This is a genomic window from Carnobacterium funditum DSM 5970, from assembly GCF_000744185.1.
Classification (GTDB): Bacteria; Bacillota; Bacilli; order Lactobacillales; family Carnobacteriaceae; genus Carnobacterium_A; species Carnobacterium_A funditum.
Genome location: NZ_JQLL01000001.1, coordinates 2,112,698 through 2,128,251, shown reverse-complemented (window position 1 = coordinate 2,128,251; position 15,554 = coordinate 2,112,698). Strand labels below are relative to the sequence as shown.

The 15,554-nt window shown below is 34.4% G+C and carries 16 protein-coding genes and 1 pseudogene; 9 read left to right on the top strand and 8 right to left on the bottom strand.

The window, feature by feature from the left end:
* Positions 1-93: 93 nt before the first annotated feature.
* Positions 94-627 carry a 3'-5' exonuclease gene (locus tag BR44_RS09955; RefSeq protein ID WP_034552373.1) on the top strand — a complete coding sequence of 178 codons (534 nt, stop codon included), beginning with the start codon at positions 94-96 and terminating at the stop codon, positions 625-627.
* A gap of 62 nt (positions 628-689) precedes the next feature.
* Here the strand turns inward: BR44_RS09955 and tsaE are convergent, their stop codons facing one another.
* The 4 genes from tsaE to BR44_RS09935 all read right to left on the bottom strand — a co-directional run bounded on the left by tsaE (position 690) and on the right by BR44_RS09935 (position 3,946).
* Positions 690-1,157, bottom strand: coding sequence for a tRNA (adenosine(37)-N6)-threonylcarbamoyltransferase complex ATPase subunit type 1 TsaE (gene tsaE, locus BR44_RS09950; protein ID WP_034552371.1), 468 nt, complete (start codon positions 1,155-1,157; stop codon positions 690-692).
* A gap of 152 nt (positions 1,158-1,309) precedes the next feature.
* The gene (locus tag BR44_RS09945; protein ID WP_034552369.1) at positions 1,310-1,945 is read right to left on the bottom strand and encodes an NAD(P)-dependent oxidoreductase; all 636 of its coding nucleotides are present in this window, start codon (positions 1,943-1,945) and stop codon (positions 1,310-1,312) included.
* 158 nt (positions 1,946-2,103) lie between these two features.
* Complete coding sequence (gene pta, locus BR44_RS09940; RefSeq protein ID WP_034552367.1) at positions 2,104-3,087, bottom strand: phosphate acetyltransferase; 984 nt, start codon at positions 3,085-3,087, stop codon at positions 2,104-2,106.
* Positions 3,088-3,265: 178 nt separating this feature from the next.
* On the bottom strand, positions 3,266-3,946 hold the full coding sequence (locus BR44_RS09935) for a uracil-DNA glycosylase (RefSeq protein ID WP_051912688.1): 681 nt from the start codon (positions 3,944-3,946) through the stop codon (positions 3,266-3,268).
* A gap of 186 nt (positions 3,947-4,132) precedes the next feature.
* Here BR44_RS09935 and BR44_RS09930 point away from each other — a divergent pair, with 186 nt between their 5' ends.
* The 4 genes from BR44_RS09930 to BR44_RS09915 all read left to right on the top strand — a co-directional run bounded on the left by BR44_RS09930 (position 4,133) and on the right by BR44_RS09915 (position 7,355).
* Positions 4,133-5,017 (top strand): Cof-type HAD-IIB family hydrolase, encoded by an 885-nt coding sequence (locus tag BR44_RS09930; RefSeq protein ID WP_034552365.1) that lies wholly within the window; start codon positions 4,133-4,135, stop codon positions 5,015-5,017.
* A 96-nt stretch (positions 5,018-5,113) separates the two neighbouring features.
* A complete protein-coding gene (thiD, locus tag BR44_RS09925) occupies positions 5,114-5,941 on the top strand; it encodes a bifunctional hydroxymethylpyrimidine kinase/phosphomethylpyrimidine kinase (RefSeq protein ID WP_084676135.1) in 828 nt (275 codons plus the stop codon).
* A 522-nt stretch (positions 5,942-6,463) separates the two neighbouring features.
* Positions 6,464-6,631, top strand: a complete 168-nt coding sequence (locus tag BR44_RS09920; RefSeq protein ID WP_156954953.1) for a YvrJ family protein — start codon at positions 6,464-6,466, stop codon at positions 6,629-6,631.
* Positions 6,632-6,836: 205 nt separating this feature from the next.
* Positions 6,837-7,355 carry an LURP-one-related/scramblase family protein gene (locus BR44_RS09915; RefSeq protein WP_034552361.1) on the top strand — a complete coding sequence of 173 codons (519 nt, stop codon included), beginning with the start codon at positions 6,837-6,839 and terminating at the stop codon, positions 7,353-7,355.
* A 68-nt stretch (positions 7,356-7,423) separates the two neighbouring features.
* On the opposite strand, the gene BR44_RS09910 is transcribed toward BR44_RS09915, so the two are convergent.
* Positions 7,424-7,987 (bottom strand): GNAT family N-acetyltransferase, encoded by a 564-nt coding sequence (locus BR44_RS09910; protein WP_034552359.1) that lies wholly within the window; start codon positions 7,985-7,987, stop codon positions 7,424-7,426.
* A 177-nt stretch (positions 7,988-8,164) separates the two neighbouring features.
* Between BR44_RS09910 and BR44_RS09905 the strand changes: the two genes are divergently transcribed.
* The 3 genes from BR44_RS09905 to BR44_RS09895 all read left to right on the top strand — a co-directional run bounded on the left by BR44_RS09905 (position 8,165) and on the right by BR44_RS09895 (position 10,973).
* Positions 8,165-9,619 (top strand): amino acid ABC transporter substrate-binding protein/permease, encoded by a 1,455-nt coding sequence (locus BR44_RS09905; RefSeq protein WP_034552358.1) that lies wholly within the window; start codon positions 8,165-8,167, stop codon positions 9,617-9,619.
* Positions 9,612-10,343, top strand: coding sequence for an amino acid ABC transporter ATP-binding protein (locus BR44_RS09900; RefSeq protein WP_034552356.1), 732 nt, complete (start codon positions 9,612-9,614; stop codon positions 10,341-10,343). Before BR44_RS09905 ends, BR44_RS09900 begins: the two co-directional genes overlap by 8 nt.
* A 249-nt stretch (positions 10,344-10,592) precedes the next feature.
* Entirely contained in the window at positions 10,593-10,973 is a 381-nt protein-coding gene (locus BR44_RS09895; protein ID WP_051912687.1) for an iron-sulfur cluster biosynthesis family protein, read from the top strand.
* Positions 10,974-10,993: 20 nt separating this feature from the next.
* Here the strand turns inward: BR44_RS09895 and uvrC are convergent, their stop codons facing one another.
* The 3 genes from uvrC to BR44_RS09880 all read right to left on the bottom strand — a co-directional run bounded on the left by uvrC (position 10,994) and on the right by BR44_RS09880 (position 14,362).
* Complete coding sequence (gene uvrC / locus BR44_RS09890) at positions 10,994-12,766, bottom strand: excinuclease ABC subunit UvrC (protein ID WP_034552353.1); 1,773 nt, start codon at positions 12,764-12,766, stop codon at positions 10,994-10,996.
* Between the two features lie 140 nt (positions 12,767-12,906).
* Positions 12,907-13,176 (bottom strand): hypothetical protein, encoded by a 270-nt coding sequence (locus tag BR44_RS09885; RefSeq protein ID WP_211249875.1) that lies wholly within the window; start codon positions 13,174-13,176, stop codon positions 12,907-12,909.
* Positions 13,177-13,195: 19 nt separating this feature from the next.
* Positions 13,196-14,362: a 3D domain-containing protein gene (locus BR44_RS09880; RefSeq protein ID WP_245592965.1), complete on the bottom strand. Its 1,167-nt coding sequence runs from the start codon at positions 14,360-14,362 to the stop codon at positions 13,196-13,198.
* Between the two features lie 167 nt (positions 14,363-14,529).
* Between BR44_RS09880 and BR44_RS11380 the strand changes: the two are divergent.
* Positions 14,530-15,007: pseudogene (locus tag BR44_RS11380) on the top strand (nucleoside 2-deoxyribosyltransferase).
* The last annotated feature ends 547 nt before the right edge of the window (positions 15,008-15,554 follow it).

The window sequence follows — 15,554 nt, the reverse complement described above, 5'->3', positions numbered from 1 at the left end:
CTTTTTTATCTTTATCGTGTTGCACCGGAAATTAGCCTTTTTAACTAAAAACGATTATACTATTAAATGACTATCCGTTTGAGGAGGTAAATAATGAATTTTGTTGCATTAGATTTTGAAACAGCAAACCACCAACGTCACAGCGCTTGCTCTGTTGCGTTAACTATTGTTAAAAATAGTCGTATTGTTGATCATTACTATACATTAATTAAACCAGAAACAGAGTTCTTTTGGCGAAACATCCAAGTGCATGGCATCCATCCAGAAGACGTTCGTCATGCACCTAGCTTTGCTCGTGTTTGGGAAGACATTAAACCTTGTTTTAAAGAAAACAAGTTAATTGTTGCTCATAACCTCCCATTCGATCGAGGTGTTTTACAAGGAACTCTTGATTATTACCAGATTGAACAACCCCATTTCCAGACACTTTGCACTGTTCAATCCAGTCGTAAACTCCTTACTGAACTTCCTAATCATAAATTAAACACTGTCTCTGCTCATTTAGGCATTAAATTAGAAAATCACCATCATGCTTTGGATGATAGCAACGCGAGTGCTGAAATTCTACTCTATTTAGAAAATCATTTCGGTACCGATCCTCTAAAAAAACTTGTTAAACACATTTAATCCAAAAATCAACTACCTTATAGATCCGTCGCTGTTTTAAACTGTCGATGGTTCTATTTTTTTTACTGATTTTTAAAAAAGTTATTGAGTAACTCATTGTAGTGTTGCCCAACTGCGTTAAACATGAGGTCTCTTTCCATTAAGTCTTCTCCTGATGGTTGAAGGTTAACTTGTAGATACTCTGTAGGTAAATCTTCTGGAATAAACTTAGCCCATTCGACAATTGAAATCCCTTCTCCTTCAAAATATTCTTCTAACCCCAAATCCGTACCACCCGTTTCTTCTAAGCGATAAACATCCATGTGATAAAGTGGTAATCTGCCGTCTAAGTATTCACGAATGATGGTATAAGTTGGACTTTTAACGACCCTTTTAATTCCTAAACCAGTCGCTAAACCTTTAGTAAAGGTCGTTTTCCCTGCTCCCAAATCTCCTTCTAAAAGAATCAAATCGCCAGGTTCTAACCATTTTGCTAATTCAGCTGCAAGTTTTTTTGTTTCTAATTCATTGTTTGCATGAAGTTTTTCCAACCTAATCCCTCTTATCTATGTGTTTTCTTTTCTTATTGTCGTATCTCTATCATTGTAATGGATGAATCTTAAAAAAGCGAAAACATTCCACTAAAAAGCTGCTATTATTTAGCATTTAATGGAATGTTCTTTTAATTCAGTTCATCTAGTAATCATTTACTACAAACCGTAATTCTTCTGCCTTCAAAAGCTCTATTTTCAATTTCATCAACTACTGCAATGGCATAATCTGCATAACTAATTTCACTCTGTCCTAAATGATTGGTCAAAAGAAAGTCCGTTCCTAGCTGATAACCACCTGTTCGAGTACCCTTTGGTACAAAAAACTTTGAAGGGCTTATATAAGTCCAGTTTACATCTGTCGTATCTTCCAATGTTTCTAACGCTTTTTCCATATTATAAGCGGTGGGTTTTGAGATACTAGGAAAATCTTCAGTCTCAGATAGGTGCATGCCTGTTTCTCTATCTACGATCAAGCTGCCTGATCCACCTACCACGATTAATCGTGGTTTCTTATGTCCTTTTAATACAGAAATAAGGTGTTCGATACTTTTTTGATGAAGTTCTTCTCGTCCTTGAGCTGATTTAAAAGCATCCACTACTACATCTAATCCATCGATATCCGTGTACGCCAAATCAAATAAGTCTTTTTCTACTACTTCCCAGTCTTGTTCTTCCAATTTACGAGCATTTCTGACAAGCGGAACGACTAAATGACTTCTGTCAAGAGCTTCTGCAGTGATACAAGAACCTGATTTTCCTGTAGCACCTATGATTCCTATTCTCATAATAATTGCCTCCTTCATTTCTTTTCTAATTCTATTATAAAGAATCTCCATTCGTAAGCGCAAACATTCTCACTTAAGTTACATACAACGCTTATTAAATAATTCTTAAGTACATAAAAAAGCAAAGCCATTGAAAGACTTTGCTCTTAAAGAATAGATTATTCGTTCATTAAGCTTTGTGTAGCTGTAATGATTGCTAGTTTATATACGTCTTCTTCATTACACCCACGCGAAAGGTCAGAAATGGGTTTGTTTAATCCTTGTAAAATTGGTCCAATAGCTTCAAAGTTGCCGAAACGTTGGGCAATTTTGTAGCCGATATTTCCTGATTGTAATTCTGGGAAAACAAATACAGTCGCTTGTCCAGCAACTTTAGAATCAGGTGATTTTTGTTTTGCTACAGATGCAACGTATGCCGCATCAAATTGTAACTCACCATCTATTTCATAATGAGGAGCCAATTCTTGAGCAATTTTGGTAGCCTCTGCAACTTTAGTTGCTTCTTCTGCGCTAGCTGACCCTTTAGTTGAAAAGCTCAACATCGCAACTTTAGGAGCGATACCAAATAATTCAGCTGTTTTTGCACTTTCAACAGCAATTTCTGCTAATTCTTGAGCATTAGGATTAACATTAATGGCACAATCTGAGAATAAATATTTTTCATTATCACGTCCACGTAACATAATGAACGCACCACTTGTACGACTAACACCAGGTTTTGTTTTGATGATTTGTAATGCTGGACGTACTGTATCACCAGTAGAATGGATTGAACCACTAACTAATCCATCAACTTTATCCATGTACGTTAGCATAGTACCGAAATAAGTTTCGTCTTTAACCATTTCTCTTGCTTGTTCAGGAGTCACTTTTCCTTTACGACGATCTACAAAAGCTGTAATCATTTCTTCAGTAGCTTCATAATTATTAGGGTCAATAATTTCGATGTTGTCTACATTAAATCCACGCTTCTTAGCAACTTTTTTAATTTCATCTGGGTTACCAAGTAAGACTGGTTGAATGAGTTCTTCTGCTTGTAAACGCACAACTGCTCCAATAATACGAGGTTCTGTTCCTTCTGGAAAAACAATACGAATATTCTTTCTTACAATATTAAATTTTAAACTATCAAATAATTCCACGTTAATTCCCTCCACTTTGTGTGTTTTTTCACTTCTTACCTATCATACTATTTCTCAACAGGAAATAACAGTTTTTTCACTCTGTTTCTCAAGAAAACACCTTATTTAATTGAATTCCTCATAATCTATTCATTTAAACTAGTACAGTTCCAATCATTTCAATTGTTCTGTTTCAAACTCAGACTTCATCTGGGAGTTGCCAGTTAATCGGATCTTGTTTCATTTTTTTTAATGCTTCGTTTGCTTTTGAAAAAGGCTTCGATCCAAAAAAACCACGATACGCTGATAGAGGGCTTGGATGTGGAGCGGTTAAGACTATATGCTTATCTTCATTAATTAGATTTCTTTTCTTTATAGACGGTTTTCCCCATAAAAGAAAAACGATTGGCTCTTCACGTTCATTTAACGCTTTTATAACTTGATCAGTAACCTCTTCCCAGCCTTTTTTCCGATGAGAATGAGCTTCCCCTTTACGAACAGTCAAAACAGTGTTCAATAACAGCACCCCTTGATCTGCCCACGATTTTAAGTATCCATGGTTAACTGGCATATAACCTAAATCCGCTTCGAGTTCTTTATAGATATTTACTAAAGAGGGAGGCGTTTTGACACCAGGATTTACAGAAAAACTAAGACCATGAGCTTGATTAGGTCCGTGATAAGGATCTTGCCCCAATATAACTACTCGGACTTTATGATAAGGTGTCCATTCAAACGCTTGCCAGATGTGAGTTTTTTCCGGATAAATTGTTTGATCCCGATATTCTTCTGCCAAAAATAATGCTAATTTTTTATATGTTGAGTCTAAATTGGGCTGATTTAAAATTGGTGCCCAATCATTTTTAATTGATATCGACACATCTTAGCCTTCTCTCATTGATTCTGCTTTAGTCTGTATCGTACTAAATTTTGCCTTTTCACACAAGTATTTTAGTTAGCCTTCTCATTCACGATTAACTTAAAAATAATAGGTATGGATACTTTTTTCATCGAATAAATGGTAAACTAAATTAGGATAAAACGGAAATTAGGAGGAAATTTAATCATGATTAAACTCATTGCGTCAGATATGGATGGAACTCTATTAAATGAAAAAATGGTTATCTCAGAAATTAATGCTAAAGCTATCTTGGCTGCTCAAGAAAACGGGGTTCATTTTATGGTCGCTACTGGACGAGGGTATACGGAAGCTAAACCTCTCCTCGAAGAAGTTGGCATCTCTTGCCCAATAATTACACTTAATGGTGCACAGGTGTATAATGAAAAAGGCGAAGTCATCGAAAATATTGGTGTAAGTAAAAAAACGGTGCAAACTATTTTGGAAAAAATCAACGAATTAGGTCTCTATTGTGAAATGACGACTTCCCAAGGAATTTATTCAGATAATAAAGCTAAACGTATCGAAGCCGTTGCTTCATTAATTTATAAGACTAACCCAGATACAACTTTTAAAATGTCTGTTGTCTTAGCTGCCGCTCGTTTAGAAATCATGAATATCAATTATGTTGCTGATTATAAAGAACTGCTAGATAATGATGCTGTTGAAATTTTGAAAATCATTACATTTAGTGAAGCGGGACCCAAAGTTCTTGAACCACTAGCTGAAAAATTAGGAGCAACGGGTGAGTTAGCAATCACTGCTTCTTTTGTTAATAACATTGAGATTAACGATATTAAAGCACAAAAAGGCTTAGCATTAGCCCGGGCAGCAGAAGTATTAGGAATTCCTACTGATGACATTATGGCTCTTGGCGACAATTTTAACGATGTGTCCATGTTAAAAGTAGCGGGTTACAGCGTGGCTGTTGAAAATGCAGAAGATGGTGTAAAAGCACATGCCAAGTATTTAACATCTGCTAATAGTGAAAACGGTGTGGCTCAGTCTATTCTATTAGCACTCAATGATGAGATGGCTAAACAACTCGTGTGATAATTAGTTAGTTGATAAAATAGTATAAAACAGTATAATAAGATTACTTATCATGACTTAGTATCAAAGGGTCATTGAATTTCAGGAGGAATAAGAATGATAGACATTAAAAGAACCTTAACAATCGCAGGCAGTGACTCAAGCGGTGGTGCTGGAATACAAGCAGACCTTAAAACATTTTCTGAATACGGTACTTATGGGCTATCTGCTTTAACAGCAATTGCTACAATGGATCCTGACAACAACTGGAGTCATGGCGTAACAACTATTGATATTCCAGTAATAGAAGCTCAATTGAAAACAATTTTCGCAAGCGATCATAAAATTGCGGCTATGAAAACCGGGATGTTACCAAGCGTAGAAATTATCAACGTCGTTGCCAAAGCTATAAAAGATAACCATTTGGAAAATATTGTTATTGATCCAGTAATGATTTGCAAAGGCGACGATGAAGTTTTAAATCCAGAAAATGCTAATGCGTTACGTGATGTATTAACACCCTTAGCAACAGTGGTTACTCCTAACTTATTTGAAGCTGGTAAACTATCTGGTCTAGGAATTTTAACTACTCTAGAGGACATGAAAAAAGCAGCTGTAAAGATTCATGGACTTGGAGCAAAAAATGTTGTGATCAAAGGTGGAAAAGCTTTAGCCGGCGATAAAGCGATTGATTTATTTTATGATGGTTCAACATTTACTGTATTAGAAAGCGAAAAAATGATTCCTGCTTACAATCATGGTGCAGGCTGTACTTTTGCCGCAGCCATAACAGCTGGTCTAGCGCAAGGTTTAAGCGTTGAAGAATCTATTCTGAAAGCAAAAGATTTTGTTACAGAAGCCATTCGTAATGGATTCCAATACAATCAATATATCGGCTCTGTTTTCCACAGTGGCTACCGTTTGTCTAAACAAGAAACTATCTAACTAAGTATTCTATCAACCGCCTTCACTCTAACTAGCGGTTGATAGAATTTTTTTATTTCCTGAATCATTTATAGCATTTTTTACATCACTATTTTCAAACTATTGAAGATATAAGTTTTTAGCGTAGAAACTTATACCGTTTATTCTTAACTCTTCTTTGCTACGCACCCTGATTTGATAATACCGGTTATCTTATCTTACGAAAATGGATAAGTCTAAGAAACTTTCTTTCCAACTTGTCCATTCCAGTAAAAATAGCGCTACACTACCCATTTAGCAGACCATTTAGTAGGTTTCTAGAAAAGCGATGAATGATCCAAAATCCATTCTTTTTTTAGCTTCTATCCTAAAGCACATTTTTTTATATGAAGTAATTATTTTTGAGCTAAAAGGGCGTTTTAGGGGTTTTTTTGAGGTTACTTTTAAATCCGTTCTCCTTATCACTTATAACTAAAAGGTAACGATTCACCTTTCTCTTTCGTTATCTTTTTAGAACGAATGAATAAGGAAAGGAGAGTTTTAATGGGAACAAGTTCAGAATGGCTGTCTGTAATTGTGGAAGTTATCGGTAATCTTGGGTTTCCTATCTTTGTAGCTTGGTTTCTTTTACAGCGAATGGAAAATAAGTTAGATGAATTAGTCAAAGCAATCCAAGATTTAAATCAGGTCTTTAATAATACAAACAGATAATAATCAAAGAGTTTGACCTATTACTTATGTGTTCTTTTCAGCAGATAAGTCGTAGGCCCGACTCTTTTTTTCATTTCTTGTAAGTGAACTATTTTTTAACCTCTTCGTTTTTTGACATTTTTTTGTTATAATTAAGAAGAAAGAAAAAGAAATAGTTCCATTTGTTCCTATAAAAACAGTTAAATACTAAATTGAGGTGAGTAAAATGATTCATCTTTATATGAAACAAGACTATGTATCCATAAAAAACAGAATAATCGTTACCGATGGAACAGGTAAAGATGTTTATCTTATTGTTGGTAAATGGGGTCGGATTGGCGATGGCCTTTCATTATATGCCATGGATGGCAATTTATTGGTTGAAGTAAAACAAACTATTTTATCGGTATTCCCTAAATTTGATTTGTTTGTTGCTGGTAATAAAGTAGCTACCATCACAAAATACCAGGGAATAAATGGGCCTTATTTCAAAGTTAGTCATTTAAAATGGGTTATAAAAGGTGATTTTGACAACAACCACTATTGGATTAAGCGCGGACAAGAAACAATAATGGAGATGGAAAAAGCCTACTTACCTTATGGTGATTTTTATTCTTTAGCTATTAATCAGCAAAAGAATGTTCCTGTTTGTTCGTGTATCGCAGTCATTGTCGATCATCTAACGTTAACAAGAATGCCGGTTAAAACAAAACGACTAAAAGAACAGTCCATTCAATTCATCTAAATTATTTTAATAAAAAGGAGGGAGAGGGATTTTTTCCCACTCCCTCTTCCCGTATGTTGCACTTCTTTTTATTTCAAAGTGTACTGCATGTAATGATAACGATGCCCGCTTATCACTCGTTCTCCAATTTTCTGATAACCCATTTTTTCATATAATTGTTTAGCTGGCCCATTTTCCTCATCACAATTCAACCCAATGATGGGTTCATTTTGTTCTTCAGCAAAATCAGGAAGTGCAGATAATAGTTCTACTGCAACACCTTGTCTGCGAAATGTTGGTTCTGTTACGAGAATATCTAGATACCATTCCCCAGATTGGGTCTCTTCATCTGTAAATAACAAGCTGTTCTCAAGATATAATTCCCCCATTATTTTGGTTAATGGTTGATCAATAAAGGGTTCTAATTCACCTTTATATCCGTAACTAACACCCGCTATTTGGTTGTTACGAATACAAACAATCCCTCTACGATAACTGTAACGATAATCTTCATCTAGCATAGCTTCTTGCATCAACCTTTTTAGTTGTTTTTCAGGTAATTCCTTCAATATTGGCAATTCCATATCTTTTAGCACAATCCAAATTAATTCACATAATTCTTTTGTATCTTTCTTTTCGGCCATTCTTATCATCTTTCATGTCACTCCTTAATCTTATTTCATAACTATAACTAAGAGCAGGATAAAATTCAACTCAAGGAGTTGCCAATAAATTCGATGTCAGATGTTCTTACATTGCCAGATGATATATTGGTTGCAATCTGCTTAAATTTAAATTAAAATATAAAAATATGACAAAGGAGGAAACTTATGAACATTCACAAGCGCTCGTTATTTTTACCAGCTATAATAATGATACTAGGCCTATTTTTAACAGCCGTTAACCCGCAGACAGCCTCTGCACAAACAAAAAATGGTGAATATATTATTGGAACGGACGTTACATTTGCTCCATTCGAATATCAGGATGCGGATGGGAATTACGTTGGCATTGATATGGATCTTTTAAAAGCTATCGCTGAAGATCAAGGATTTGACTATGAAGTTAAGCCGCTTGGTTTTAGCGCATCTTTACAAGCTTTAGAAACCAATCAAGTCGACGGGATGATTGCTGGTATGAGCATCACGGATGAACGTAAGGCTACCTTTGATTTTTCAGAGCCTTATTTTGAAAGTGGTGTCGTAATGGCTATCGCTGAATCCGATGATACGATCAAAAGTTATGAAGACTTAGCTGGTAAAACAGTCGCCGTTAAAACCGGTACAACAGGTTCTGCTTTTGCTGAAACACTTCAAAAAAATATTGATTTCAAAATAAATACTTTTGAAGACTCAGCAAACATGTATGAAGATGTCCAAGCAGGAAATTCTGATGCTGCTTTTGAAGACTATCCAGTCATGGCATATGCACTGAAAAATGATCGTTTGAAATTAAAAACGCCATTAGATCCTGAACCAGGTGATAAATACGGATTTGCTGTAAACAAAGGAATGAATCCTGAGTTGCTTGAAATGTTTGATGCAGGACTAATCAATATCAAAGCAAATGGAACATACCAAGAAATCTTAGATACTTACATTGGTGAAGATGCTGTATCTGCAGCATCAGATATTGGCTTCTTTGGTTTAATTAGAGAAAATAGTGGCGAACTTTTAAAAGGGTTAGGCCGTACTTTAATTTTAACTTTTGTTGCCTTCGTTATTGCTGCAATTGTTGGTGTTATCTTAGGACTATTCAGCGCTTCACCTAATAAAACATTGAACATCATTGCTTCTTTGTATGTCGATCTATTTCGTGGCATACCTTTAATTGTCCTAGCCTTTTTCATTTACTTCTCTATTCCTCAACTACTTGATTTACGTCTTTCCGCAACAGTTGCTGGTATTATTACATTGAGTTTAAACACTGCTGCTTACATTGCAGAGCTCGTTCGTGGAGGAATTCAAGCTGTGGATAAGGGTCAATTAGAAGCTGCTAGAAGTCTAGGTCTTCCTTATAATGTTGCTATGAGAAAAATTGTCCTTCCACAAGCTATCAAGATTATGATTCCTTCATTTATCAATCAATTTGTTATCACATTAAAAGACACGTCTATCTTATCTGTTATTGGTATAGTAGAATTGACTCAAACAGGAAAAATTATTATTTCTCGGACATTTTCATCAGGAAACATGTGGTTAGTTGTCGCTTTAATGTATCTAATTGTTATTACTATACTAACTAAGTTTTCAACTTATTTGGAACGGAGACTGAACAATGACTAAATTAAAAGTAGAGAACCTCAAAAAAAGCTTTGGCTCATTAGAAGTCCTAAAAGATCTGAATGTAGAAATACAAGAAGGTGAGGTCGTCTGTATCATCGGCCCTTCTGGATCAGGTAAAAGTACATTTTTACGTTGCCTTAATCAACTAGAAGAGGTTTCTGGAGGAAAAGTTATTATAGACAATAACGATCTAAGTGATCATTCAAAAAATATTAATAAAATAAGAGAAAATATTGGAATGGTATTTCAACATTTTAACCTATTCCCTCATTTAACCGTATTGGAAAATATCACTTTAGCTCCAAAAGAATTAAAAAATCAAAAAGAAGCAGAAATTAAAACACACGCTTTAGAATTATTAGAAACAGTTGGCTTATCTGAAAAAGCTAATGATTATCCAAACTCCTTATCAGGTGGACAAAAACAACGTGTTGCTATTGCTAGAGCTTTAGCCATGCAACCTGATATTATGTTATTTGATGAACCAACCAGTGCTTTAGATCCTGAGATGGTAGGAGATGTATTAGAAGTTATGCAACTTCTAGCCCGCCAAGGTATGACTATGGTGGTCGTCACTCACGAAATGGGCTTTGCTAAAGAAGTTGCTGACCGAGTCATCTTTATGGATGCTGGTTATATTGTCGAAGAAGGTACTCCCGAAGAAGTCTTTAATAATCCTAAAAATGAACGAACAAAAGACTTTTTAAATAAAATATTAATATAAAACTAAGAGGTTGGGACATCCTGTCCCAACCTCTATCACATATCCGGATTTTTATTCTAGAACGTGCCGAAAAAATAAACCCGACCTCCACTTTATAAATAATGCTCGATGGTCTGTCATCATCTTGCGCTTTTCATAAAGTGATTCGGTCTAAAAGCTTTATATTTCTCTCCCTTTTTTAGGATTCAAGAATAGATTTCATGCTTTATCTGCGTTATTATTAGTCTAACTAGATGGAGGCGATGAGATATGTTTTTAGAAATAACCGAAAGCGCAAAAGAACGAATTTCTTTAGCAAAAGAACGCGTAGTTGGCAAACTCATTATTTATTACGAATCTCGAATTGGTTGTGTATGCGGGAATAACGGCATCTTCCTCTTAAAAATAACAGAAAAAGAAGACCCTGAAGTTGATTCTCTCATTAAAACTTCTATAGGTGATTTACCTATTCAAGGTTGGAGTTTACATTTCTTAGATGAAAATATAAAGCTAGATTTTGATGAAAATAAACATGCTTTGATTTTAAGAGGCGAAAGTGGATTAATCAATGCGAACGTTTTGATTATAGCTGATTCAGGTATGTCAGTATTTTCAACTAGCTCAGTTAAAAAAGAAGAAGAAAACCATTAATTTGGTTTCCTTCTTCTTTTTTAATCTAATTCTTTTTTTATTCGTTCTGCTACTTTTGCGGGAATACCTAAGCCTCTAATTTCTTCGATGTTTGCTTCCTTCGCTTTTTTTAAAGACTTGAATTGTTTCAAAACCTTAGTTCTTGTCTTTGGTCCTACTCCCTCTATTTGATCTAGTTTAGAAGATAAGCTATTTTTATTGCGTAACTGGCGATGAAAAGTAATCGCAAAACGGTGAACTTCATCTTGAATGCGTTGGACTAAATAAAATGCTTGACTCGTTGGCTTCAACGTAATTTCTTTATGATTTTCTCCGTAAATTAATGAAGATGTACGATGTTTGTTGTCTTTAACCATTCCAGCTACTGGTATATCTAGACCTAATTCATTTTCTAAAATATTAATAGCCGCATTTACTTGTATTTTTCCCCCATCCATCAAAATTAAATCAGGAAGTGGTTTGCCTTCTTGTAACAAGCGTTCATAACGTCTTCGGATAACTTCTTCAGTCGTTGCTAATTCATTGCTGCCGTGAACTGTTTTAATTTTATATTTACGATAATTACTTTTATTTGGTTGTCCATCTTCAAAAGATACCATTGCAGAAACAGGATTAGTTCCTTGAATATTAGAATGATCAAAAGCTTCGATTCGAGTAAGGTAAGGTAAATTCATCGCTTCGGATAGTTCTTTTACTGCACCAATTGTTTTTCGGTCGTCCATTTCAATAAGCTTAAACTTTTCATTTAGTGTGATTTCACTATTTTTCGTCGCAAGATCTAGCATATCTTTTTTGCGTCCTCTAACGGGTATCCTAACTGATATCCCTAAAACTTCTGCTAAAACTGCTGTATCCATTTCTGCAGGTACTAAAATCTCTTTAGGCAGGATGTGATTCTCTTCTTGATAAAATTGGACAATATAAGATGACAACTCTTCTTGCGGTGTATCGTAACAAGGGAAAATTGTCGCTTCCCGTTTAATCAATGTTGCTTGCCGAATAAAAAAGACTTGTATAGAAATCCAACCCTTGTTCATGTAGAAACTAAATACATCACGATTTGTGTAATCACTTGTAATAATATTCTGCCTTTCGACTGTAGTTTCTATATAGTGAATTTGGTCTCGGTATTCAGCTGCTCTTTCGTAGAGTTGATTGCTAGCTGCTTCAATCATTTGAGCACGTAGTTCTTTTTTAATTGTTTTAACATCGCCATTTAAAAACCGCTTGATATTTTCTATTTGTGCTTTGTATTCTTCAATCGGTACTTCGTGATCGCACGGTCCTAAACATTGTCCCATATGGTAATAGAGACAAGCTCTTTTTTGAGTCCCATTACACCTTCTTAACGGATAAATTTTTTGGATGAAATGTTGTGTTTCACTTGCAGCATAAACGTTTGGATAAGGTCCAAAATAAATACCCCCATCTTTTTTCACTTCAGAGGAAATGATTAATTGAGGATCACGTTCATTTGTAATTTTCAGATATGGGTAGCTAGTTCCTTGTTTTAATTTTATATTGTATTTAGGTTGGTGTTTTTTTATTAATGTAATTTCTAATAACAAAGATTCTTTATCGGTTCCTGTTATGATGGTTTCAAAATCCACAATCTCTTTTACGAGTAATTCAGTTTTACCTTCATGAGTTCCTTTAAAATAAGAGCGTACACGATTTCGTAGGTTTTTAGCTTTTCCAATATAAATAATTTCATATTCTTTGTTTTTCATTATATAGCATCCAGGTAAATCAGGAAGCAGTTGTAACTTATGATTTATATGTTGACTGGTCATTTTTTTGCCTCCCATTACTTTTAGACGACCTAAACGTCATTATCTTACAATTCTCTTTCCTATTTGTAAAGGCTTTTGTCTTTTCATAAAATGAAGACAAAAAAACGACAAAAATTATTTTGTCGGCCTTTTTATTTACTTTATTTTTTTGATTGACCAAATAGGAATAAATTATTACCTGCACTATAGTCACAATAGCCAACTAAAACTTCTTGATACATATATTTTTTCCCTAGTTTGATTTGCTCAGTTTGAACTTTTTCTCTGATATCTAAAGCTATTTTCTGATATAATTCATCAATTTCATCATTCGTGATTGGACCATACTTTTCTTCCCACGCTTCTAAAAAAGCTGACTCATCTTTATCCTGATAAAAATCAATATCTACTTCTTCAGCCAACTCATTCACCTATTCTTTCATTTAATTCTTAATTTAAAATTTTGATTGTAATTGTTTTCCTTCCCCATGATAATGCTTGTCCAACTGTTGGGAAATGAATATCGATTTTATTGCCTTTTATTGCTCCGCCAGTATCTCCTGCAATAGCAATTCCATAACCTGGAACTTCAAGTCTTGTACCTAATGGAATGACACGTGGATCAACAGCTATCACCATTGGATTTTTCAATAAATTGATTCCAGTTGCAGTATGGGTGCTCAATCCTGGTTGAGCTGTAGAATACCCTGTTGCTGAAACGACCATTGTTTTGCCTGTTGAAGGCGCTGGTGCTGGTGCTGGTGCTGGTGTTGGTGCTGGTGTTGGTGTTGGTGTTGGTTCTTGTTTTTTTTCTGTTTTTGGTTGTGTTGAACTAGCTACCTTATTTGTTTCTGGTGCATTTGTTTCTTTTTCATTTTCTTTTTCTTCATTTAATTTTGCTGTGATTTGAGTTACTTTGATTTTTTCAGCAGCTGCTGCTTCTTCTTCAGCCTTTTTAGCTGCTGCTATTCTTGTTTCTTCGACTTTTTTTTCTTTATCTAACTTATTTAAGTTCTCTTGATTATCATCCATTGTTTTTTGTAAACTTGCAACCTGACTATCTAATTCAGCTTTTTGTTTTCTTGAATTGTCTGTTTGTTTCTCTAATGCTGTAGCTTCAGTCGTTACTTTTTCTTGTAGAATAACTAGTTTTTCTTGTTCTTCTTTTGCTATATCCATCTGATCGTTTCCAGCAGATTGCAATGTTGCTAAAACATATGCGCGGTTAAATAAATCTGAAACACTTTCTGACTCAAATAAAGAAACAACTACATTTTGATTCACTTCAGAAGTTTGAATCGTTTGCAAACGGTCTTTAGCTTGTTCTAAACGAGTATCAACAACTTTTTTTTGTTCTTCAATTTCTGTTGTTGTTTGCTTAATCGTTGCTTTTTTTTCTTCTATCTTCGCCTGTAAGTTTTCAAGTTCTGTATTTTTTTCATTTACCTTCACTAATGTTTGACTAATTTCATCATCCAATTTTACCATTTCTTCTTTTTTCAATAACGACTGTTCCTCTATTTTCTCCATTTTTGTTGCTGCAAATGCAGTATTTGGAACTGTTCCTACTAATAAAAATGCCATCATTAAACTTATGACTAGTTTGCTAAATTTCACAGATTGACAACACCTTTCATTTTATCTTATTTTATTTCCTTGTTTTTTTCTACATTATTTAGTATAACGGATAAAATCCTAATGTATGTTTCGAGACAATTACTTTTTGTTACAAATACAATTTAAGGTATACTGTTTTTGTAACAATCGTATTAGGAGAAATGAAAATGATAAAGAAAGCCTATTTTGCAAGCCCATTATTTTCAGAGATGGGATTAATGCACAATGATTAGTTTGTAAAAGAAATAAAGTTCCTGTACCCTAATTTGGCGCTATATGTCCCTCAAGAACAAATGGAAATCACTGAAAAAAATGCTTATGCTAACTCTATCATGATTGTTAAAATGGATACGGATCAACTATTAAGCAGTCAATTTATGATTGCCGTTTTAGACGGAGCATCTATTGATGTAGGTGTTGCTACAGATAGGTGTTGCTTACCAAACAGGAATCCCTATTATTGGTTTATATACGGATTCTAGACAACAAGGACCTACCCATCAAAAGAAACTAAATGCTTTACAAACGATCGCTGAATCACAGTTTTCTTATATCAATCTCTATACGGTGGGTATCGTAAAGACCAACGGTGTAATCGTCAACCCCCTTGAAGAACTATTGAACTCATTGAAATCTTATTGTTAAGCAAACTAGTTAATCGTTGCTCGCCTCATTAAAAATAACCTAAACAAGATTCAAATAATGAATTGTATTAAGGCTAACTTTCTTAAAACCGTTAAATTACAATTATGTTACATTATTTAGACCTATCTACGTAATTTGTCTTTTTAAAAAAAGAGCGACTCCTTTTCCTGCCACAGCAGCATGATAAGGTTTAAATTATTCCTCTTCACTATATGTATCAGCGAGACTTAGATGAGCTTGTGGACTGTAGCGTATCTTCCAACCTCTTCTTATTGGGTTCAACAAGCTTTTGAGCCTTTTCCTTGAAGAATCATTTGTCTTCGTTGTAATCGCAAGTTCTGCTAAAATCAGGGAAGCCATTTCTTACATCTGATTATATTCTATCTGATTAAGGGAATTGAATTTTTTATTTACATTATTTAATTAAAGTCTGATTCTAACTAAGAAATCCAATAAAACTATCAAAAAATCACGTTAAATAGACCGCAAAAAAACACAACTTACTTTCTGTGTTTTTTGCTGTCTATTTATCTTTCTAATCGTCAAA

What these genes read in the sequence shown, in the direction of transcription:
- BR44_RS09955 (WP_034552373.1), top strand. Translation starts at nt 94, where the DNA reads ATGAATTTTGTTGCATTAGATTTTGAAACAGCAAACCACCAACGTCAC.
- BR44_RS09945 (WP_034552369.1), bottom strand. Translation starts at nt 1,945, where the DNA reads ATGAGAATAGGAATCATAGGTGCTACAGGAAAATCAGGTTCTTGTATC.
- BR44_RS09930 (WP_034552365.1), top strand. Translation starts at nt 4,133, where the DNA reads ATGATTAAACTCATTGCGTCAGATATGGATGGAACTCTATTAAATGAA.
- thiD (WP_084676135.1), top strand. Translation starts at nt 5,114, where the DNA reads ATGATAGACATTAAAAGAACCTTAACAATCGCAGGCAGTGACTCAAGC.
- BR44_RS09920 (WP_156954953.1), top strand. Translation starts at nt 6,464, where the DNA reads ATGGGAACAAGTTCAGAATGGCTGTCTGTAATTGTGGAAGTTATCGGT.
- BR44_RS09915 (WP_034552361.1), top strand. Translation starts at nt 6,837, where the DNA reads ATGATTCATCTTTATATGAAACAAGACTATGTATCCATAAAAAACAGA.
- BR44_RS09910 (WP_034552359.1), bottom strand. Translation starts at nt 7,987, where the DNA reads ATGATAAGAATGGCCGAAAAGAAAGATACAAAAGAATTATGTGAATTA.
- BR44_RS09905 (WP_034552358.1), top strand. Translation starts at nt 8,165, where the DNA reads ATGAACATTCACAAGCGCTCGTTATTTTTACCAGCTATAATAATGATA.
- BR44_RS09900 (WP_034552356.1), top strand. Translation starts at nt 9,612, where the DNA reads ATGACTAAATTAAAAGTAGAGAACCTCAAAAAAAGCTTTGGCTCATTA.
- BR44_RS09895 (WP_051912687.1), top strand. Translation starts at nt 10,593, where the DNA reads ATGTTTTTAGAAATAACCGAAAGCGCAAAAGAACGAATTTCTTTAGCA.
- uvrC (WP_034552353.1), bottom strand. Translation starts at nt 12,766, where the DNA reads ATGACCAGTCAACATATAAATCATAAGTTACAACTGCTTCCTGATTTA.